Here is a 19,568-nt window from a genome sequence, read left to right on the forward strand (position 1 = left end):
GACGGACCTCCACCACCAACGAATGGAGTGAGTCGATGCGCAGAATCCTCGGCGGCGCCACAGTGGTCGCCCTTCTTCTCGGCGCCGCCCCGGCCGCCGCCGCTGCCCGTCCGGACGTCCCGTCAGCCGACCGGCTCTCCTGGTTGGCCGAGCACCTCGGCCGGCAGACACTGCCCGAGCGGGACGGTTGGGCGGCCGACGGCCCCGGCACCACCGGCGGCTCGGCGGCCACTCCCGAGCGGACCCGGGTGGTCCACAGCCGGGCGGAGCTGGTCGCCGCGCTGGGCGGCGACAACGCCGGCAACGCCGCCGACGCCACCGGAAAGCTCATCTACGTCGACGGTGCGATCGACGGCTTCGAGGGGCCCGACGGCACGCCGCTGAGCTGCGCCGACCTGGCCGACCCGGGATACCGGCTGGACGCCTACCTGGCCGCGTACGACCCGGCGGTGTGGGGACGGGTGCCACCGAGCGGGCCGCTGGAGGAGGCTCGGGTGCGCTCGGTGACCAACCAGACCCGGCAGACCCAGATCAACGTCGGGCCGAACACCACGATCGTCGGGTTGCGCGGCGCTCGACTGACCGGTCTCACCCTCATGATCGACCGGGCGTCGAACGTCATCGTCCGCAATCTGACCCTCGTCGACGCCCGGGACTGCTTCCCCGCCTGGTCGCCGAACGACGGCGAGGCAGGCAACTGGAACAGCCAGTACGACCAGATCTCGGTACGCCGCAGCGAGAACGTCTGGGTCGACCACAACACCTTCACCGACGGCGACAACCCGGACAGCGCCCAGCCGGTGTACTTCGGTCGGCCGTACCAGGTGCACGACGGCTCGCTGGACGTCACACACACCGCCAGCCTGGTCACCGCCTCCTGGAACCGCTTCACGGGTCGGGACAAGCTGCTGTTGATCGGCTCGTCCAACACCGTCGGCCCGGACGTGGGCCGGCTGAGGGTCACCCTGCACCACAACCTCTTCGACGGTGTCCTGCAACGGCTGCCCCGGGTGCGTTTCGGTCAGGTCGACATCTACAACAACCACTACCGACTCGGTGGGGACGACTTCCAGTACGCGCTCGGCGTCGGTGTCCAGTCCGCGATCTACGCGCAGAACAACTTCTTCACACTGGACGCGGCGGTCGATCCTGCGAACCTGCTCCACGACTGGGGCGGCACCGCGTTGACCGAGCGAGGCTCCTGGGTCCGCCAGGGCGGCGGCGCGCCCCGACCGGTCGACCTGCTGGCGGCGTACAACGCGACCCATGACCCCGACCTCGCCACGGACGCGGGCTGGACGCCCACCCTGCGCCGCGACCCCGTGCTGCCGGCGCCGCTGGTCCCCCTCCTGGTGGGCCCGCTCGCCGGGGCCGACCGGCTGCCGATCTGACGGCTCGGCGCGCCCGCGACTCGCGGTCGGGTCGGCGACGTACGGGCTCATCGATGTGGTGAAGATCGGCTATAAGTGACGCATGGACTTCCCGCCGCACCTGGGCAGCATGCCGATGCACGCGATCACCGAGATCCACGGCGAACCGGGCCTGCTGGAACGTTTCCGGTTGGAGGTCCAGCAGTTCGACGACGCAGCCCGGGCGCGGTTGACCGCCGCGCTCGACCTCGCCGCCGAACTGCACCGCGACGATCGACGGGTCCGCGAGCCGTACCTGAACCACCTGCTGCGGGTGGCGATCAGGCTGATGCACCACTACCAGGTGCGGGACGTGGACGTGATCGTCGCCGGTCTGCTGCACGACGCGGTGGAGGACCATCCGGTCGAGCTGGCCGACGGCGACCCGGGCACCGACCCGACCGGGGCCGCGCTGGCCGCGCTCGCCGCGCGGTTCGGGCCGCGGGTGGCCACCCTGGTCGCGGCGGTCACCAATCCGGTGTACGACCCCGAGCGGGACCGCAACGAGCAGTACCGGGAGCACCTGGCGGTCAGTCTGGATCGGGAACCCTGGGCCCGGGTGATCAAGGTTTCGGACTTCACCGACAACGGGGTGGGCGTGATCCACACGGTCGGGCCGAAGGTGATCTCGTCGGCCCGGAAGTACCGGCCGCTGGTGCCGCTGTTCCGGGATCTGATCGGCCGGCCGGACACCCCGTTGTCGCCCGCGGTGAAGCGGCACATCTTCGGCCAGCTGGACCTTGCCGAGGAGCGGTTCAGCGCCATCCTGGACCAGCCCGCCCCGAACTGACCCGTCCCCCGGATCACCCGACCGGGTTCCGTGACAAGTTCTCAGATCTGCCCGGAAGCCTCGGCCATTACGGTTGGTTTGCGCCTAATGAGAGGAAATGCCCCTCTCGATTCGTTTTTCCGGCGTGTAGCCAATCGAGAGGATTCGGACCATGCGCGACCTTTCCCGTCGTGATCTGCTCAGGGCGACGGCCGTCGGCGCCGGAGCGGTCGCCATCCCGAGCGTGATCGCCGGCAGCTCGGCCGTCGCGGCCGACGGTCCCGGGTGGCCCTCCGACACGAAGTTCCCGCCAGCACAGCTGACCGGCCGGATCGTCCGCCCGCAGAGCCCCAACTACGCGGAGGCCAGCCTCGGCTGGGACGAGCTGTTCGTGCACTATCCCCTGGTCATCGTCTTCGCTCAGGAGACCCAGGACGTGGTCAATGCGCTCACCTGGGCGCGGCAGCACAACGTCGCACTGCGGGTACGCAGTGGCCGGCACAACCTGGAAGGCTGGTCGAACGTCGACAACGGCATCGTGATCGACGTCAGCGAGCTCAAGGACGTCCACATCGACACCGCCACCCGCACGGCGAAGGTCGGCGCGGGGCTCACCCAGTCGGAGGCCGTGACCGCCCTCGGTGAGCACGACCTCGCGGCGACGACGGGCACGGAGGGGACCGTGGGCCTCTCCGGCGCCACCCTCGGCGGCGGCTTCGGCTTCCTCACCCGCTACATCGGGATGGCCTGCGACAACCTGATCGGCGCGGAGATCGTCGTGGCGGCGGGCGCCGACGGAGCGAAGGTGCTCGAGGTGGACCCGTGGAACTACTCGGACCTGCTCTGGGCGCTGCGCGGAGCGGGCAACGGCAACTTCGGGATCGTCACCTCCCTGACCTACAAGGTCGCTCCCCTCACCAGCGTCGCCTACCTGCAGGTGACCTGGCCCGGCCTCGGCGACCTGCACGAGGTCTTCGACGCCTGGCAGCGTGTCGCACCCTTCACCGACCCCCGCCTCGGCACCCAGGTCGAGGTCCACCCGACCGAGATCCTGCTGTTCGCGGTGCTCGCGGACGGGTCCGAGGCAGAGGCCAGGAAGCTGCTGGCGCCGATCCTGTCGATCGGCAACCCCACGGTCACCGTGCAGATCGGCGGCTGGGGCGACATCTACGGCGGCTTCCAGATCCCGACCGCGGAGGAGCCCGCGAACTGGAAATTCTTCTCCCAGTTCACCCGCGAGCCGTTCCCGGAGGAGGCGGTCAGCATCGTCCGTGAGTTCATGGAGAAGGCACCCTCGCCCGACAGCAACTTCTTCACCCAGGCCTTCGGCAGCGGCGCGCAGCGGCAGGAGCCGTTCGGCGGCGCGGCCTTCCCGCACCGCGACGCGCTCTTCTACTCCGAGCCCGGCGCCGGCTGGGGCACCCGCGGCGAGCCCGACAGCGGCGACGCCATCACCCCGATCGCCCAGACCTGGATCGCCGAGTTCAGCCAGGCGCTGCGGCCCTACGTGGACGGCGCCTACGTCAACGTGCCGAACATCGGCATGGCCGAGTGGGAGAAGGCCTACTGGGGGCGCAACTTCCCCCGGCTGCGCAAGATCAAGGCGAAGTACGACCCGCACAACGTCTTCCAGTACGAGCAGAGCATCCCGCCCGCGACGCACTGACCCGGGATGACCGGCGGTGCGGGTGGCACCCGCCCGCACCGCCGGACCGCCCGGCGCGGGAGTCACCCACGGTGAGTGCGGTCCCCACCGCCGCCGACGGCGGGGCTCGACTCACCGGTCAGGACGGCGCGGTCTCGTCGAGGACGACACGCAGCGGGTGCGGGGCGCTGGTGGCGAGGTCGCCGAGCACGGCGAGCAACAGACCGTGCTGATCGGACGGCTCGTCGACGAGCAATTGGCCGGCGTCGGTGATCTGCAGGGTGAGCGGACCGGCGTCGAGCCGGTCCCGGAGCACGTCGGAGAGGGCGTCCCAGGTCTCCCCCAGGTACGCCGGCAGGGCCAACACGGCGGCGAGCGTGGCGAAGAGCCCGGCCCTGGTTCGCGTCGTCGCTCCGGCCAACACCACCGCGCCGGGCACGTCGAGGCCGCCGTCGTGGCAGACGATCAGCCAATCGGGCACCCGACCCACGTGCTCGTCGACCATCACGTTCCTCCTGATCTCAACGGTATGACATCGGACCGGGACGACGCCGCAGCGGGGCCGGCCGACCGAAGCCGGCCGGCCCCAGGTCGGTCAGAGTCGGTAGAAGTCGGTGTAGTGGTTGGGCGAGAACCAGGTGACGCCGGTGCTGCGGTTCACCACGATCCGGTACGCATCCCGGGCGGCGCCCTGGTTGCGCGGGTAGACGTCGTACTCGTAGTAGGTGGCGTTGGTGGGCAGTTGACCCTCGTAGTTGTAGAACTGGCCGCCGGCGAAGTTGGACTTCCCGCCGCTCCAGGAGTACCAGCCGCGGCTGGTCGGGAACCCCTTGGCGGACCAGCCCGAACGGGCGGTGCGGGCGTCCGCGCAGCGGCTCATGGTGCAGGAGCTGTAGACCGCCGCCGAGGCCGGGTCGGTCAACCGAGGGGAGACCACGGACGGGCCGACCAGCGCGGCGGCGACCATGGCGAGGAGCAGGGCGAGGGTGGTGGTACGCCGGCGGATCGCGCCGAGCGTGGCCAGCGGGGACACGAGGGTGGACACAGGCTGCCTCCAGACCATCCAATCCATCGATCCGCATGATTGTCGGACCGAACCCAGTCTCACCGCTGCCGGTCGACGACAACACCCCTCGGCACCCCAACTGCTCCACAATGTTCGGTTAACCCCGAGAGATCATCTGCGTAGGCGCGCGCCTGATCGGGAGCAGCGCGGCTGACCGGCCGAGTCGGTCCGACGTTGTGCCGTGGCCTGCTGATCGTCCGAACGTCGGGTGGCGTCCCACCGTCGAAGGCGCCCATGACCTGGTTCGTGTCGATATGCCGTCTGCTCGGTGACGGCGTGGCGGCGGGCATATCGGTCACCGGTTGTTAGCGTGAAACGCGGATCCGTGACCGTGGAGGGGTGCCATGACGGACGCCCCCGACGGGAGGCCGAGGCCCGCGGACCAGTGGCGGCACCGGGGCGTACGAGGGTTGACCATCGCCCGCGACGCCGGTGTGCGCGGCTGGCGGTGGTGGGCACGTAGCTGGGATCGGCTGGTCGCCGCGCTCCAGGACGAGGCACCCGTCGGCTCCGCTGCCGCGCCGTCGCCGTCCGGTCCGCTCGTCGAACAACGCGACGCACCCAGGCTGATCGCGGTCCCGGCACGCGGATACGTCTACTCGTTCTACATCCGCGCCACGTTCGCCTGGTCGTCACCGGCGAGCCTGCGGTCCGAGGTGCTGAGCTGGTACGTGCAGTACTTCCAACCGAACGCGGTCCAGCGGCTGACCCGGCTGGCCGCCGACGCGGCCCGGGACCTGCCCCCACACCGGGCCGGTGACCTGGAGGTCGCGTTGCAGCGGGCACTCGCCGAGGATCCCGTGTGGCACTACCAACGGGGCGACATCACGCTCACCTGCCGCCCCGACGCCGCAGTACGACTCGACGAACGGATCCTGCCCGCGCTCCAGCCGCACGTCGACCGCCTGGTCAAGCTGGAATACCAGTTCGACGAGCAGATACGGCAGGCCAGGTACGCCGAGGAGCTCAGCCGCCAGTGGGCGACAATCCTCGATGATCACGCGGACGACCACGACCTGGCTGACGCCCGCGACCACATGATCACCGCGCAAAGAGAAGCCGCACGATGGATCGCCGAACTCCTCCACCGCCACGCCAACCCCTCACCAGAGTCGGCACCCCCGCCCCGACTTCCCCCGCAACAGACCCACCCCACCCCCGCCCCGGCCCCGCCAGCCCCCGAGTAGCCCTCCCCGCCCCCGCCCCCGCCCCCGCCCCCTCCCCCTCCCCCTCTCCCTGTCCCTGCCCCTCATGATCAAGTGATGGAAAGTAGGTCTGGGGGGCCTGCGGGACCTACTTCCCATCACTTGATCATGGGGAGGGGCGGGCACGGTTGGCGAGAATGGCCAGAGTCTCCTGGCGGACCTGGACCGGCTCTTTGGTGAGGCGGCGGTGGCTGAAGCGGACGACGACGATGCCGACGGTCGCGAGCAGGGCGTCGCGGCGGAGATCGATCTCGCGTTCGGCCGGGTCGCCGTGGCTGGTCGCGCCGTCAAGCTCGATGTTGACCCGTTCCGCCTCGGCGAACATGTCGAGGTAGATCGTCCGGGCACCAACCTGCACCCGCGCCTGCCGGGTGAACGTCGGCATTCCCGGTCCGGTGAAGACGTGGTCGTGGCCCCATATCTCCAACGGGCTGCGGCACCCGGCGGCGAGCCGGTCCAGCAAACCGCTCAGTGCCCCACGGTCGGGCATTCTCGCCACCTCGGCAAGGGCGGCGGCCAGGCGCCGCGGCGTGGTCATCCGATCGTTGACCGCACGGATGAGCAAACTCGATCGGTCGATCGGCGGCAGCAGCGGCCAACAGTCCACCAGGGTCCGGTCGAGCCGGGTGACCGGCAATTCTCCCCGTGTCACCACCTGCGGCGGCGCAACCGCGAAGTCGGAACGATGGGCTACGACCAGATGCGGCCGATCACGCAGGCCTGATCCTCGCGGCACGTCAAGATACAGCGGCTCTCCCGGTGACTGGCGGCGTAGGCCCCACACGTCGAGCGCCGTCAGGCGGCTCAGCGCCCCACGCCCGTCGACGTAGGCCAGCGCAGCGCGTCGGGCGACGTCCCGCTCGACCCGGGCCAGCATCGGCACGTCGGCGTTGGGATTGCAGATCAGCGCGGCGTCGCCGTAGACCCCGGGCAGCAGTCGTATCAACCGGTCCGCGCGCCAGGCGGTCTGAATCGTCCAAGCAGGGGCCACCCGCAGCATGTCCCGTCGAGTGACCAGCCCGCCTCCGCGGACGAGGAGGGATTGTATGCGCGCATCCACCGGCTCACCCTGGCGTGAAGCGCAGCCCTTGCGAGGGATGCTGTGGACAGCGGAGGCACCTGTGGACAGCCGTTCGGGTCGCCGTCGATTGTGGTAAGCGTCCGTGAAGGCCCTTTGCACAGCGTCCGGTTCTCCCCCAGACCAGCGCCGATGACCCTAAGTGCCTGGCCTGCCACTGCCAATCGGGTCCTGTCGCTGAAGATGCGGCATTCCGCCGCGTCAGCCAGATTCTTTAGCTGCCAGACGGCTGCGCGGGCCGCCTGCATCTATTGATGGTGTCGGATTCCTGATGGACATGGCTGAAACGATCTGCAGGCCCGATGCCGACAAGCGCCTGGGCGATTCCGTTCCAGGGCTTAACGATCCGTTCCAGGGCTTACCGGAGCAGAGATGTCCCGCACGGGGCGTTGCGAGCGGCGAACGCTACCTCCTCGACAAGTCGGCGCTTGCCCGCGGGCGCTGGGGACAGCCTGGTCGGTGCGTTCTCTCGGGATCTAACCGCCGAACTTCAGCGCCTGCCGCAGATCCACGTCCAGGCTCTCGTCGTACTGCGGATCGGGCTCAGCCCCGGCAGCGCTGAGGACGGTGCTGAAGAAGCATCTGGCGCCAACGGCGAGGATCACGTGGAAGATATCCGTGTCATCGAGACCGTGACCACGCAGGCCCGCGACGTCGGCCTCGGTGACGGAGTTTGCATCGGCCGCGACCTTGCCGGCGAAGTCGACGACTGCGACCTCCTGCGCGGAGAGATTGGCGCTGCCACTGTCTGACGCGATGGCGGCGACGGTTGGCGCGTCGAAGAACTTGTCGCGTAGGACCTTTCCATGTGCCAGGCCGCAGTAGGAGGATTTCAGGGCCCGTGCTGCTGCGAGGGTCACCAACTCATAGCGGCGCAGCTCCATCCCGGCCTTCACCGAACCGTTGAGCTGCTGCCATGCCAGGTACACCGCTGGGCTATGGGCGAACAACCTGGTGTAGTTGGGCAGGTAGCCCATCGCCTTCGTGTCGGCATCGAACATCCGCTCGGTGTCCAGGGACTGCTCTGCCTGCTGCAGGAAACTCATCCGGCTCCTCCCCATGCTTGACCCCGGACGGTACGCCGTTGGGACTGCGGACGGTGTCAGGAAATCGGCCGGTGCTCTGCGCGTCGAGGCGGTCGCCCTACTGGGTGGTGTAGTGGTCCAGACGCACCGACCGAGGGTCATACCGGAAGATTAGCGCCGGGCCGGCCTCGTGCGACTCCATCGCGTCGACTCCCACGCGCCGATCTAGTAGTGCCTGCGGCTACGGGCGATGCCCACGGCGTCGAGGAGGTCGGGTAGCGCCGCCGACATCTCCTTGGTGACCCGCTGCCGTTCGTCCTGCGGTGGACGCTGCAGCAGCAAGGTGATCGCCGGCATCAGCCCCGGTTCGTGACCCAGGGCCGGCTCCGGGCCGAAGATGCCGTGCAAATGACGCTCCGACAGCTCCACGCGCAGGCCAGGCTTGGACAGGAACACTGCAGCCTGCACGAACGGGATCCTGACCGGCTGACCCTTGCGTCGCGCACCCCCTTCGGGGCGTTCCCGTCCGACCTTCCGTCACGGTCTACCCGCTGGCGGTGCTGTGTGCCGACCGTTTCCGTTCATCCCGGAAGCCTCAGGAGTCGGTGCGGTCGCCTCGTCCCTGAGGATGTCATCGAGAAGCTTGATGATCTCTGCGGCTTCGTGCTCTTCCAGGGGCTGCCCGACTCGGCCGCTACGGCGCAGGGCTTCCTCCAGTTGAGCAGCCAGGCGCTCGACGTTCGACCGCTCCTCCTTCAGGACGAATGCGTCGAGGACGTTGGCGAGATCCTGATCGGTGAGGCGGAGGGCGGCGTGCGCCAGTGGGCTCGGGCGTAGACGATCGATCAGAGCAATCCAGCGTTGAGTCAGCTGGTCGGTCAGTTGGATCCGCCGAATCCGCAACTCGTGCTCGCTCTCCTCCCTGAGCCGCTGCAGGTGGACGTGCCGGAGTTCCGCCCTCACGTCCTCGTCGAGCTTCACTCGCACCTCTGGCCTGCAGTGCAATACGACACCCTGACGCTCGTAACGTCGACGAGCGCGAGAGAGCTCACGGTTGAGCTGAATCTCCAGGGCGCCCGCCTGGTGAGGATGGAAGTGCCGAGCGAGATCCGCCGCCTTGTGTTCAACGTCCCGTCGGGCGAGGTCCGCGAACTGCAGCGACCACGCTCCGAGCTGATCCTCCCGCAAACCTTCCGAGTACCAGGTGAGAGCCACATGTATTTCGAACGAGAAGACATAGCCCCGAGCTGGCACGATGACCGGCCTGGGGTGGCGGCGGCGTTGGGTGAGGTCGGGTGCTGGCGGTCGGTCCCAATAGTCGAACGCCGCTCGAAAACGGGTCAGCAGCCGGCGAATGGCGCTGGCGCCCTGGTGCAGTTCCGATTTTGGGGGGACCTGATTCTCGGCGGTCATGGTGGCTCCTGGATCAGGCGGGGGAAGGGGATGTCGTTGAGGCCTTGGAGAGCCAGTAGTTCAGCCGGGAGCGGATCGCGGGTTCAGCGGCAAGCCGTATCGCGAGCGCTCGGACCGGCTCCCTGAGCCGGGCGTCGCTGGCACCACCGCGTAACCAAGCCGCGAGGCGCCGCCACGCGGCGACGGAGCATCCGGGATCGAGGAGTACGACTCGCCACAATGTGGCCAACCGATCGACCATGGATGGTTGGGCCTCCAGGAGAGCCACGAGCTGATCAACTCGCTCGGTGAGCGGCTCCTCCAACCAGTTCAGGAAGGCGTGGGTGGCACCCGCGCGGAGAGTGGCGTCGTCGCTGTCGAGCCACCAGGAAAGGACGTTGACCGTCCATGCGCTCCCATATTTTCGAGACAGATTCTCGATCGCGTCCGTGACGGTCCAGATGGACGACGCGTTGGCATTTGCTGCCACGGCGGTCAGGGCCCGTGCGGTCTGGAAGGGGTGACGTGGTGTGTAACCCATCCCCCACACCATCGCTGCGGTGTCCCGTTCGAGCACCGACCTGGAGTGGGCGAGCCATTCGAGCTTCTTACCCACGTCTGCCCTGACCTGGGAGCTCACCCTCAATCCAACCGCCACCGCACCGTCCAGGTTTGCCGCGGAAGCCATGGCGGCTGCGGCTGCCTTCCGTCTCCCGCGCTTTCGATCCCTCGCCCATCGCCGGATCACCTCCTCATAGACCTGCTCAAAGTCATGAGTGGCAAAGATCGCGGCGGCGACCGCAGCGCAATTACTGAACCCTGGGGCAGGATGGGCGGCGAGTTCGTCGATCCACTCAACGAGTGCGGGGCGGGTGTTGTCGAAATCGTTCCAGGCAACGTCGAGGATCGCCCTCACCATCTCGGGCTTGATGTGGGCCACTCTCGCCGCCGTATGCGAAGACTCCCCCTCCGTGGCCCTGTCGTGCCAATCCGCTCCGAGTTCCTGACCCAACAGAGCCGGCATGTCGTTGAGCAGCGCGGGCCGGCCGATAGCCGGCTCATTGAAGAGTCGATCGAGCTTTCCGAGCAGCAGACCAGCGCCCTCTGAAACACGCGCCATGGATTGTCCCGCGAAGACGGCGTAGGCGATCCGCAGCGCTCGTCGATGCTGTACGGGCCTGTTCTGAAAGACCGCTTCTTTGTCCTCGGGCAGCAAGAGGATCTGCCGCGCCTTATCCCGGTACCGCTTGTTCTCAGATGGCAACAGCGCGACGACACCATTAGCGTCTGCGGGAAGTTCGCGCGCGATCGTCTCCGCGTGTAGGACGCACTCACTCGGTCTCGTCAGCAGATCGAGCAATCTGCGCACCTCTGGTGTGAGCATCTGGACCGTGTACGCTCTCCCGCAGCTGCGATCACAATCGGTGCAGTTGTCAACGCATTTTTCTCTGAGGTAATACAAGAGATGCTGGCGGAAGACGTCAACGCGCGAGACTGATGAGTGGTGGAACACCTCCGCTCGGTGGCGGGATGCCTCGGGCTCCTCCGTGTCCCGGATGATGACCCCACTACAGTCATTTTCTTGGAACACCGCCTCGATAGATCGGACGGCGCTCCGGACCTGCCGGCCGCCAACCTTGACGATGTAACCAACACCTTTCTCCAGAAATTCGGGCTGCTCACGGATCAATCGGACGTCGTCCAATCCGGGCGGTACCACAATCTCCATGACCTCGTCGGATCCAAGATGCTCTGCGAGAGCGACGCAGGCGGCGGTCGAACGACCGCTGCCCACCGGACCAGCAAGTCCCACTACCGGATAACGACGCAACCGATCCCGCAACTCACCGAAGTGGGGTGGCCGTACGAAGGTGTGGCGTCTCGCGGTCAGATCGCTGATTCGGTCGGCGAAGAACCTCGGCTTCGAGCTGCCCTGCCCGAAACTGAGATTTCCGATGACCGTTGCCCGATCACCGAACGCACTGGGACCAGCGTTGGTCAAGTCCTCGATCCGGAACTCGCTGCCCCTGCGCGACGTGAAGGAGCGAAGGGTGGGATTGGAGCGGATGAAGTCGTCGGGCGAGTCGCGATCATCATTCCGCTCGTCGGCTACGTCTGTCGGGTCTTCCGAATCGCGATGGCGTCTGGCACCCGCGTTTGCCTCGCGTCTCGTGCCCTGCTCTGGAACAGGTGGCGACTCCGCGGGGTCTGGGTTCTGCGGCACAGCGGGTGCCGCCGGATCGGCGGCTGGCTCGGCTGCGGGCGCCCCCGCCTGCACCGGCCCTGTTGCGGACTCCGGGCTCACTGTCGCCCCTGCCCATCAGCGCGTGTAGCCTCCGCACCCCAGGCTCGGCCATGATCACCGAAGACGGTCGGGCCGTGGTTGGCTACTGAGCCGAAGGCGAAGCGGCTTCCACTCGGCGGTTCGGCTTGTGCTCGCTCGCCACCGCTCGGGTCAGGCCGAGGGGCCGGTGTCGAGGCATCGGCGGATGCGATCGTCGTCGCGTTGACGTTCTCATCGGGAATGAAGATCCAAGCCTCATCGCCGAACGATTTGACGCGAACGCTGACGCGACCGTAACGCTCCTTCCGTATCCCGCTGTACGACTGGCTCACCACGTCCCGGTAGATCGTCGAAGACACAATCATCGCTACCGCTGCCGCGGGGAACGACGCTAGCGCCTCCTTCAGCGCGGGCGCCTCTACCAGACGAGCCGCAGTCACCACTGCTGATCCGGCGTAGCCGTTCTCGGTCCTTGTCACAAGTCCCTGATGGAACGCGACCCGCATCCGCACCTGCGCGTGCGCACCGGCATGGCGATTGTGGTCCCGGAGGATCCTGTCCATGGCGGGTACGAGGTCGGCAACAAGCCGAGGTTCAGGCGTCCCGAGGGGAAAGAGCGCGAGTTCCCCGTCCCCGGAAGATTGGATCTCCCAGCCGTCCCGGTCTAGGCCGCACTGCTCCGCCGCCCGCCGCATGAGTGGGCGAAAGTTCATCTGGGCGTTGACCTGGCCGGCGTCGTCGTGCCGGCTGTAGCTCTCCATGTCGACGAACATGATCAATCTGCGGTCTGGCTGCAGCGTTGCCATCTTGCCTCCTCACGCTCTGCGGTCCTGGTCATGTCACTTATAGCGATGGCCAGCCGTGGGAAACCCGTCGAAGTACGGGTTGTCAGGAAGTAGATGAGCATGTGTCGGATACACGAGATCCCATACTCTTACGGAGATCGTCCACACCTTGTTGCCTTCACTGGATGCATGACCATCTCATCGCGCCACGTGAAATACCGACGGTCCGACGTGGAGGTAGAGCGGGCACTAGCCGCGATCCGCCTTCACCAGGACGCCATCCGACATGCCGATGCCAAGATCTCTCGGCTGTTCGCCTTCCACGGCTCGGTGGTGGCCCTCATTGTCAGCAAGGCGCCCGTGGTCTTCCACGTCATTGCGGATTCCCCCGTCCTCTCCATGGTCGTCAACGGAGTAGGCCTGCTCTTCGTGATCACTCTCCTGATCGCGGCGCGACACCTCGCCATCGGCTTTCGACCACAGACGTCCGGGCCTCCCTCGCCCAACAGGTTCGGGTTCCCGGCGCTGCCGGCCGCCCGCATCGCACCGCCACGACTCGACGCCGGTCGGGAGGCCGCCGAAGCATGGTTTCTGGCTGCGGTCCTCGCGAACATCGCACTCAGGAAGCACCGGCGGGTGCAGGCGGCGATGCCGTGGAGCGTGGCGGCGAGTTGCGCAGCCACAGTTTGGCTGGCCATTGCCGTGTTGAGTGATTGAAAGAAGCGGTGCAGGGCTTCTCCGAGGATCCCAAATCAGAAATACTTGGATCCATCGACTGCCCGTGTCTCATCCGACATGAGCAGGGTTGCCCGCCGACGAACGGGGTGCTGAGGTGCGACGCAGCTACGAGCAGCCGCCGACGAGCCTTCGCTGGCCTCCTGGCACACTGCTCGGCTCCCTCAGCCCGAAGACAAGAGCCAGCCTTCTCGCGTTGGGAACAACCGTCTCGGTTAAGGCCGGAGACCACATCTTGCGGGAGGGCTCCACCGGTAGTCACCTGATACTGCTCAGGGAAGCCGTAACAAAGGTAACCGTCAACATGGCAGATGGCCGCCAAACGCTCCTGGCCATCCGGGTCTCAGGCGACCTGGTCGGCGAAATCTCCGCGCTCAATGACACCCCGCGGACGGCCACGGTCACAACGTGCGGTGCGGGATTGGTGACCGTCATTTACAAGCGAGAGTGGCATCCGTTCCTACACGACCAGCCAGAGGCGGCGCTTGCCCTGGCGAGGACCACGGCAGCGCGCTTCCGGTGGGCGAACCGCCGCCGAGTCGATTTCACCGCCTACCCGGCAAAGATCCGCCTGGCACGGGTTCTGGCCGAACTCTCGACGGCGCACGGTGAGGCCATCAGCGACGGACGCACCGTCGGCGTGACGCTGACTCAGCCGGAGTTGGCGTCACTCTGCGGTGCTGCGGAGCCGACGGTCGAGAAGGCCCTCCGCGAACTGCGGCGGGCGGGAGTCATCCGGACCGGCTACCGGCAGATCGTCGTTCACGATCTGGCACAGCTACAACGTGTCGGCCACCTGGGAAACAGCGGTCAGCCCTGGTCGGCGAGTGCCAACTGACCCCCGTGCTCGCCGGTTGAAGGTGCCAGGTCAACGTTCACACCCACTAGAGGCTGTTGACGGCCTGGGAGACGCGCAGAACGGCATCGGCCACGGCGGTCACCGTTCCGGCACCTGCCAGCAGAGCCGGTAGCAGGCTGCGAATGCCCTCCACGTTGGGCCGTGGCTCGGCGGCGTACGCCGCAGCCGTGCTCGCCAACTGTGTCAGCTGTTCGGCCTCGCGAACCTCCGTCCGGTGCTTCGCGATCTCGTCGACCAGGGCAGCGACGAGCCCGGCGAGATCCGAGCCTCGACTGAAATCGTTGCTCCGGTTGTGCACCTGCGCGTGGTCGCCGAAGACGTTCGCCTCACCGCTGATGTCGCCGCCGAAGTTGAACTGACTCACTGGCTCATCCTTCCTGGTCGCCCGCCGGCCGGACCTGCGGGCCACACCGATCAGTCCGACTGGTCATCGCGATCAAAATTCGACACCCGTCCGTGGTTCCCGAAGATGTTGCCCCGGCCGGACACCTCCCCAATGTTGGTGATGTTGTTGATGATCCGCTGCTGTCCGGCGGCTATCTCGGACGTGTCGATGCCCTTGTCCGTCAGGAACGCAACCAGACAGTCGATCACTCCTCGCTGCATCCGTAACAGACAGTCACGCACATCCGCGACTTCGAAATAGCTCTCGATGCTCGTGGTCGCCGCGAGCTCTCGGGCGCTGAAGGGCGCCCCGTAGTCGTAGCGTCGACCCTCCTCGAGCGCCTCGTAGTGATGCTGCGCCCGTTCCCCGTGCGCCTCGGCCAGGTCGATGCCCCGGTCCGAGCGCAGGAACAGCTCGGCAACGTAGGTGCGCCACGCCGCGATGGCGAGGGCCCAGGTCGTCGAGCGCCTATGAAGCGGGCTCAGATCCTCCCCAAACAGACCGTAGAACCCCGTGGCGGGCGCGGAGTCGCGTAGGACGGGCGGCAGGACGAACGCGGCGAACTCGCAGGACAGAATGCCAAGTTCAAGGGTGTAGCGGGCGAAGAGGCTGACGACGATCTGGCCACCAACGAGGTTCTTCGCCAGACACACGTACGTCCTGGCCTGGTCCCCTGGCACGTCGCTGCCCAGATCCACCCAGCAGGTTTCCACCCGGGATGGCGGGCGTACCTCGTCTGGATGGAACAACCCCTCACAATCCGGCAGCACGTCCCCCCGCACGTAGATCCGCTTGGTGACCTCAATGTCGCTCAGCCCGAGCCGCGACCGAGCGAGCCGAATCAGATCGTCGTGCAGTTCTCGGATGGAGAAGGTCGCAGGTGGTCGCGTACCGTCTCGATTCTGTTCTCGACTGTGGCTGACGTCGATGGGCGGCAGGGCCCAGCGGCCGATCTCGGTGCCGCTGCCGACGAACGGGCTGTCCGCGGAGACGTCAAAGACGATCATGTTGGCGTCCTGCAAGGCGGCAAGCTCGTCTTCCAGGTCGGATTCGACCTCTGGCGCCTGGGCGGCCAGAGCCTTCTCCTCCGCCATGGTGCCGATCGCCGCCGCGCGGGTTTCCTGGAGACTGAGGAAGGTCGTGCGCCACCCGACTCCGCACGCCACGGCGATGAGAGGCAGCGAGAGCAGCGCCGTCACCAGCCCGTCGCGCCAGAGGAGGAGGGTGCCGAGCGCGACCAGACCGAGCAACGAATAACGCGTCAGCGCGACCGCGCCGTACAGCTTCCGCCAATGGGTGTCGGACGCCTGGGCGTGCCGCACCAGCGCAACCGCGTCCACCCCGAAAGGGGGACACCATGCCTTCGGGTTGTCGATGCTGTATTGCAGCAAGACCTGCGCCGCCAACGGCGGATGCAGGTGCATGGCACAGCACATCTGTCGGCTGGCCAGGTCTGTCGGTACCGAGGGCAGCGCCGGCCCCCCGCCGGTACGGCCCCTCACCGTGTCGGCAACGTCTTTCGCACTGACACTTCTGGGAATTGACGATGCCATGCTGGGACAGTAATTCCCGCACTGTCAATTCGCTGTCCATGATCTTTCAGTACCGGCCGCCGCCTCAGTTCGCGGGTATGTCCGGCCTCGCGCCGGAACGACTAATCAGCGCTTCCCGCAGCGCGGCGGACTGCTCCACCGAACCACCCCGAACACCCAGGCTGCGACGGGCCGCCCGGTAGTAGCCGTCGCGGGCCTCGTTGGCCCGGGTAAGCGTCTCCGCGATGTCCGGTGGCGCCTCGACGAGTCTCCGAGCGAGCCGTTCGACCTGCCAGATCGCGTCCCGCCAACTGGCGGCGGCGGCGACCGTCGCTGCGTCGCCGAGAAGCAGCAGATTCTCCCAGACAATGGTGCGCCGGGCCTCCGCCTCGGCCAGTCGGGCAAGGCCCTCTTCCCGGTCGATCGGATGGCTGTAGGACCCCGGCCCAGGTCCGCCGTCAGGCGTAGCGCCACGGCGTGGCTCTCCTTGAGAGCGTGGGCGTAGTCGACGTACGCGTCGAGCCGCCGTTCGTCCCACCGGACGTTCTGGCCACGCCGCCAGCGGGCGCGGTCGGCCATCGAGGTGGCAAGGATAGTGCCCAGGGTGCCGACCAGAACGCCGAGGAGCGCCGGAAGCTGCGTCAGAAGGGTGCTCACGCCGTCGAGGCTGCCAGCACCGGGCAAGACCGGACAGGGGTGGACCGCGTGGATGCCCGAGCCGACGACGACACGTCAGGACGGGACGTCGCGGTGGCGGAAGGCGGCCACGCCGACGGCCAGCAGGGCCGCGGCCACCGCCGCCAGCACCACCAGGGGAAGCACCGCCGGGTCGACAGCGGGCACGGCCGGCACATGGGTGTACGGGGAGACGTTGAGGGCGGCCTGCGGCAACTCCAGCACCGCGCCGAGCTGCCCGAGGAGCAGGAAGACCAGCAGCGCCGTCCAGGACAGCACCACCGACCAGCGGGGCAGCAGCCCGAAGATCGCGGTCACCACCCCGGCGACCACGAGCAGGGCGGGCAGGCGCAGCAGCGCGGCGCCGCCCAGCTCGACGGCCTGGCCGAGCGGGTCTCCGGTGACGATGCCGTAGCCGAGGCCGGTGGTCACGCCAGCGAGGAGCAGCAGGGCGACCGCGCCGAGCGTTGCGGCGAGCACCTGGGTGCCGAGCCAGCGGGTGCGACTGACCGCCGTGGCGAGGGCGGCCTCCAGCACCCCGTCGGCTTCGTCGCCGCGTACGCGGAGCAGGGCCTGCACGACGTACGCGCCGATGGTCAGGGCGAAGAGGCCGAGCATCGCGGCCAGGTACGCGTTGATCAGGTCGGCTCCGCCACCCATCGCGTTGATCGCTTCGGCGGCGGCCGGATTCGCGTCGATCATGTCGTTGAACTCGTCGCCGGCGATGCCCATGGAGAAGCCGAGTACGGCCACCCCGACCGCCCAGCCGAGCAGCGTGCCGCGCTGCATCCGCCAGGCCAACCCGGTGGGGCTGAGCAGCCGTGGCGCGCCGGTGGCGGGGCCGCGTCGGGGGGCGATCAGCCCGGCACCCTGGTCGCGTCGTTCGGCGAGGGCGTACGCCAGCGCCACTCCGGCGAGCAGCAGCGCGACGGGCAGGGCGAGCACCCACCAGCGTTCACCGTCGAAGGCTCGTACCTGGTTGCCCCAGCCGAGCGGGGAGATCCACGACGGCCAGGCGCTGCGCACGCGGGTGCCGTCGGCGCTTTGGTCGCCGAGGACGTCTCCGGCGGCGCGCAGCACGAAGGAGAGCCCGACGGTGGCGGCGGCGAGCGCGTTGCCGCCACGCGAGGTGACGGAGAGCTGGGCGGTGACCGCGGCGATCGCGGTGAAGGCGACACCGACGCCGCCGATCGCGGCCGCTGCCGCGACGGAGCCGGCGAGCGGCAGACCCGCGCCGACCAGCGCGACCGCGAGCAGCACGGCGGCCAGGGTGTTCGCCGCGACGATGACGAGCAGCGCGGCGGTGAGCGACGCGTACCGTCCGACCACGTTGGCGCCGAGCAGTTCGGCCCGGCCGGTCTCCTCGTTCTGGCGGGTGTGCCGGGTCACCGCGAAGGTGCTCAGCAGCGCGACGATCAGGGCCAGCGTCACGTACGTCTCGGCGACGACCACGGCACCGAGGTCGGTGCCGTGGATGGGGCCGTTGAAGGCGCGGGCGACCAGACTGGACGCCGAGGTGGTGGCGTAGCCCAGCCGGGCCTCCTGGTCCGGGTAGATGCCGGCGACGCTGCCGGCGAGGGCGTAGCCGAGCAGGGGCGTGCCGAGGATCCAGATGGCGAGGCGGATCCTGTCGCGGCGCAGCACGAGCCGGGCCAGCCGCGTCGTGCCGGTGAGGGCGCTCACCGGGCACCGCCCTGCGGGGCGTCAACCTGCGCATCGGCGTCCGAGGAGCCGGCGGCCGGAGCGCCCGACGCGGCGGCAGCGCTGGGAGCACCCGTGGCAGCAGCGGCGCTGGGAGCACCCGTGGCAGCGGCGGCGGGATCGTCGCCGTAGTGGCGTAGGAAGAGCTGCTCCAGGGTGGGTGGTGTGCTGGTCAGCGCGCGGACGCCGAAGCGGATGAGCTGGCCGAGCAACTCGTCGAGGTGGGCGGGCTCGACCTCCAGGTGGGTGCGGCCGTCGACCTCGTGCACGTCGTGCACGCCGGGCAGCGCGTCCAGGCCGGTGACCGGGCGGGCGGTCTCGACGGTCACCGCCGTACGGGTGAGGTGGCGCAGCTCGGTGAGGGTGCCGGATTCGACGGTACGGCCCTCGCGGATGATGCTGACCCGGTCGCAGAGCGCTTCGACCTCGGCGAGCACGTGGCTGGAGAGCAGCACTGTGGCGCCGGCCTGCTTGACCCGCCGGACCTCGTCCTGGAACACCGCCTCCATGAGGGGGTCGAGGCCGGAGGTCGGCTCGTCGAGCACGTACAGCTCCACCGGGGAGGAGAAGGCGGCGACGATGGCGACCTTCTGCCGGTTGCCCTTGGAGTAGGTGCGGCAACGGCGGGTCGGGTCCAGGTCGAAGCGGTGCAGCAGCTCGTCGCGGCGACGCCGGTCGAGGCCGCCGCGCAGTTGACCGAGCAGGTCGATGGCTTCCCCGCCGGTCAGGTTGGGCCAGAGGCTGACGTCGCCCGGCACGTACGCCAGCCGGCGGTGCAGGCGGACCGCGTCGCGCCACGGGTCGGCGCCGAGCACCTGGGCGTCGCCGGAGTCCCGGCGGAGCAGCCCGAGCAGGATCCGGATGGTGGTGGACTTTCCGGAGCCGTTGGGCCCGAGGAAGCCGTGCACCTCCCCCTGCTCGACGTGCAGGTCCAACCCGTCGAGTGCCCGGATGGCGCCGAACGTCTTGACCAGGTTGCCGATCGAGATGACGGGCATGGCCCCTCCTGCCGTTGGCTACGTC

18 protein-coding genes and 1 pseudogene are annotated in these 19,568 nt (G+C 68.2%); 6 read left to right on the forward strand and 13 right to left on the reverse strand.

Annotated elements, in window-relative coordinates:
- Window positions 1–35 precede the first annotated feature (35 nt).
- The 3 genes from ACFYP0_RS03080 to ACFYP0_RS03090 all read left to right on the forward strand — a co-directional run bounded on the left by ACFYP0_RS03080 (window position 36) and on the right by ACFYP0_RS03090 (window position 3,844).
- Window positions 36–1,391 (forward strand): pectate lyase family protein, encoded by a 1,356-nt coding sequence (locus ACFYP0_RS03080; RefSeq protein WP_356977603.1) that lies wholly within the window; start codon window positions 36–38, stop codon window positions 1,389–1,391.
- A gap of 82 nt (window positions 1,392–1,473) precedes the next feature.
- Window positions 1,474–2,199 (forward strand): HD domain-containing protein, encoded by a 726-nt coding sequence (locus ACFYP0_RS03085; RefSeq protein ID WP_124861176.1) that lies wholly within the window; start codon window positions 1,474–1,476, stop codon window positions 2,197–2,199.
- A 151-nt stretch (window positions 2,200–2,350) separates the two neighbouring features.
- Window positions 2,351–3,844 (forward strand): FAD-binding oxidoreductase, encoded by a 1,494-nt coding sequence (locus ACFYP0_RS03090; protein WP_356977601.1) that lies wholly within the window; start codon window positions 2,351–2,353, stop codon window positions 3,842–3,844.
- Between the two features lie 118 nt (window positions 3,845–3,962).
- Here ACFYP0_RS03090 and ACFYP0_RS03095 read toward each other — a convergent pair whose 3' ends face one another.
- Both ACFYP0_RS03095 and ACFYP0_RS03100 read right to left on the reverse strand, forming a co-directional pair.
- Window positions 3,963–4,328, reverse strand: coding sequence for a barstar family protein (locus tag ACFYP0_RS03095; protein WP_356977599.1), 366 nt, complete (start codon window positions 4,326–4,328; stop codon window positions 3,963–3,965).
- 90 nt (window positions 4,329–4,418) lie between these two features.
- The gene (locus ACFYP0_RS03100; protein WP_244219186.1) at window positions 4,419–4,868 is read right to left on the reverse strand and encodes a ribonuclease domain-containing protein; all 450 of its coding nucleotides are present in this window, start codon (window positions 4,866–4,868) and stop codon (window positions 4,419–4,421) included.
- A 365-nt stretch (window positions 4,869–5,233) separates the two neighbouring features.
- Here ACFYP0_RS03100 and ACFYP0_RS03105 point away from each other — a divergent pair, with 365 nt between their 5' ends.
- Window positions 5,234–6,076, forward strand: a complete 843-nt coding sequence (locus tag ACFYP0_RS03105) for a hypothetical protein (RefSeq protein WP_356977597.1) — start codon at window positions 5,234–5,236, stop codon at window positions 6,074–6,076.
- Window positions 6,077–6,200: 124 nt separating this feature from the next.
- Here the strand turns inward: ACFYP0_RS03105 and ACFYP0_RS03110 are convergent, their stop codons facing one another.
- The 6 genes from ACFYP0_RS03110 to ACFYP0_RS03135 all read right to left on the reverse strand — a co-directional run bounded on the left by ACFYP0_RS03110 (window position 6,201) and on the right by ACFYP0_RS03135 (window position 12,679).
- Window positions 6,201–7,274 carry a DUF559 domain-containing protein gene (locus tag ACFYP0_RS03110; RefSeq protein WP_356978414.1) on the reverse strand — a complete coding sequence of 358 codons (1,074 nt, stop codon included), beginning with the start codon at window positions 7,272–7,274 and terminating at the stop codon, window positions 6,201–6,203.
- 374 nt (window positions 7,275–7,648) lie between these two features.
- Window positions 7,649–8,218 (reverse strand): carboxymuconolactone decarboxylase family protein, encoded by a 570-nt coding sequence (locus ACFYP0_RS03115; protein WP_356978416.1) that lies wholly within the window; start codon window positions 8,216–8,218, stop codon window positions 7,649–7,651.
- 204 nt (window positions 8,219–8,422) lie between these two features.
- Window positions 8,423–8,665, reverse strand: coding sequence for a hypothetical protein (locus tag ACFYP0_RS03120; RefSeq protein ID WP_356978418.1), 243 nt, complete (start codon window positions 8,663–8,665; stop codon window positions 8,423–8,425).
- Between the two features lie 69 nt (window positions 8,666–8,734).
- A complete protein-coding gene (locus ACFYP0_RS03125) occupies window positions 8,735–9,610 on the reverse strand; it encodes a hypothetical protein (protein ID WP_356978420.1) in 876 nt (291 codons plus the stop codon).
- 13 nt (window positions 9,611–9,623) lie between these two features.
- Window positions 9,624–11,813, reverse strand: a complete 2,190-nt coding sequence (locus ACFYP0_RS03130) for a hypothetical protein (RefSeq protein ID WP_356978422.1) — start codon at window positions 11,811–11,813, stop codon at window positions 9,624–9,626.
- A 77-nt stretch (window positions 11,814–11,890) separates the two neighbouring features.
- Complete coding sequence (locus ACFYP0_RS03135) at window positions 11,891–12,679, reverse strand: hypothetical protein (protein ID WP_356978424.1); 789 nt, start codon at window positions 12,677–12,679, stop codon at window positions 11,891–11,893.
- A 210-nt stretch (window positions 12,680–12,889) separates the two neighbouring features.
- Between ACFYP0_RS03135 and ACFYP0_RS03140 the strand changes: the two genes are divergently transcribed.
- Window positions 12,890–13,375, forward strand: coding sequence for a hypothetical protein (locus ACFYP0_RS03140; protein ID WP_356978426.1), 486 nt, complete (start codon window positions 12,890–12,892; stop codon window positions 13,373–13,375).
- A gap of 115 nt (window positions 13,376–13,490) precedes the next feature.
- Window positions 13,491–14,231, forward strand: coding sequence for a Crp/Fnr family transcriptional regulator (locus ACFYP0_RS03145; RefSeq protein WP_386994159.1), 741 nt, complete (start codon window positions 13,491–13,493; stop codon window positions 14,229–14,231).
- A gap of 46 nt (window positions 14,232–14,277) precedes the next feature.
- Here ACFYP0_RS03145 and ACFYP0_RS03150 read toward each other — a convergent pair whose 3' ends face one another.
- The 5 genes and pseudogenes from ACFYP0_RS03150 to ACFYP0_RS03170 form a co-directional block, all read right to left on the reverse strand.
- Window positions 14,278–14,616, reverse strand: a complete 339-nt coding sequence (locus ACFYP0_RS03150) for a hypothetical protein (protein ID WP_356978430.1) — start codon at window positions 14,614–14,616, stop codon at window positions 14,278–14,280.
- 50 nt (window positions 14,617–14,666) lie between these two features.
- On the reverse strand, window positions 14,667–16,061 hold the full coding sequence (locus ACFYP0_RS03155) for a hypothetical protein (RefSeq protein WP_386994161.1): 1,395 nt from the start codon (window positions 16,059–16,061) through the stop codon (window positions 14,667–14,669).
- Window positions 16,062–16,254: 193 nt separating this feature from the next.
- Window positions 16,255–16,707 carry a hypothetical protein gene (locus ACFYP0_RS03160; protein ID WP_356978434.1) on the reverse strand — a complete coding sequence of 151 codons (453 nt, stop codon included), beginning with the start codon at window positions 16,705–16,707 and terminating at the stop codon, window positions 16,255–16,257.
- 194 nt (window positions 16,708–16,901) lie between these two features.
- Complete coding sequence (locus tag ACFYP0_RS03165; protein ID WP_386994164.1) at window positions 16,902–18,527, reverse strand: ABC transporter permease; 1,626 nt, start codon at window positions 18,525–18,527, stop codon at window positions 16,902–16,904.
- Window positions 18,528–18,631: 104 nt separating this feature from the next.
- Window positions 18,632–19,543: pseudogene (locus ACFYP0_RS03170) on the reverse strand (ABC transporter ATP-binding protein); the annotation flags it as partial.
- Window positions 19,544–19,568: the final 25 nt, after the last annotated feature.

The organism is Micromonospora arida, from assembly GCF_042873195.1.
GTDB classification, from domain to species: Bacteria; Actinomycetota; Actinomycetes; order Mycobacteriales; family Micromonosporaceae; genus Micromonospora; species Micromonospora arida.

What these genes read in the sequence shown, in the direction of transcription:
- ACFYP0_RS03080 (WP_356977603.1), top strand. Translation starts at nt 36, where the DNA reads ATGCGCAGAATCCTCGGCGGCGCCACAGTGGTCGCCCTTCTTCTCGGC.
- ACFYP0_RS03085 (WP_124861176.1), top strand. Translation starts at nt 1,474, where the DNA reads ATGGACTTCCCGCCGCACCTGGGCAGCATGCCGATGCACGCGATCACC.
- ACFYP0_RS03090 (WP_356977601.1), top strand. Translation starts at nt 2,351, where the DNA reads ATGCGCGACCTTTCCCGTCGTGATCTGCTCAGGGCGACGGCCGTCGGC.
- ACFYP0_RS03095 (WP_356977599.1), bottom strand. Translation starts at nt 4,328, where the DNA reads ATGGTCGACGAGCACGTGGGTCGGGTGCCCGATTGGCTGATCGTCTGC.
- ACFYP0_RS03105 (WP_356977597.1), top strand. Translation starts at nt 5,234, where the DNA reads ATGACGGACGCCCCCGACGGGAGGCCGAGGCCCGCGGACCAGTGGCGG.
- ACFYP0_RS03115 (WP_356978416.1), bottom strand. Translation starts at nt 8,218, where the DNA reads ATGAGTTTCCTGCAGCAGGCAGAGCAGTCCCTGGACACCGAGCGGATG.
- ACFYP0_RS03125 (WP_356978420.1), bottom strand. Translation starts at nt 9,610, where the DNA reads ATGACCGCCGAGAATCAGGTCCCCCCAAAATCGGAACTGCACCAGGGC.
- ACFYP0_RS03135 (WP_356978424.1), bottom strand. Translation starts at nt 12,679, where the DNA reads ATGGCAACGCTGCAGCCAGACCGCAGATTGATCATGTTCGTCGACATG.
- ACFYP0_RS03155 (WP_386994161.1), bottom strand. Translation starts at nt 16,061, where the DNA reads ATGCACCTGCATCCGCCGTTGGCGGCGCAGGTCTTGCTGCAATACAGC.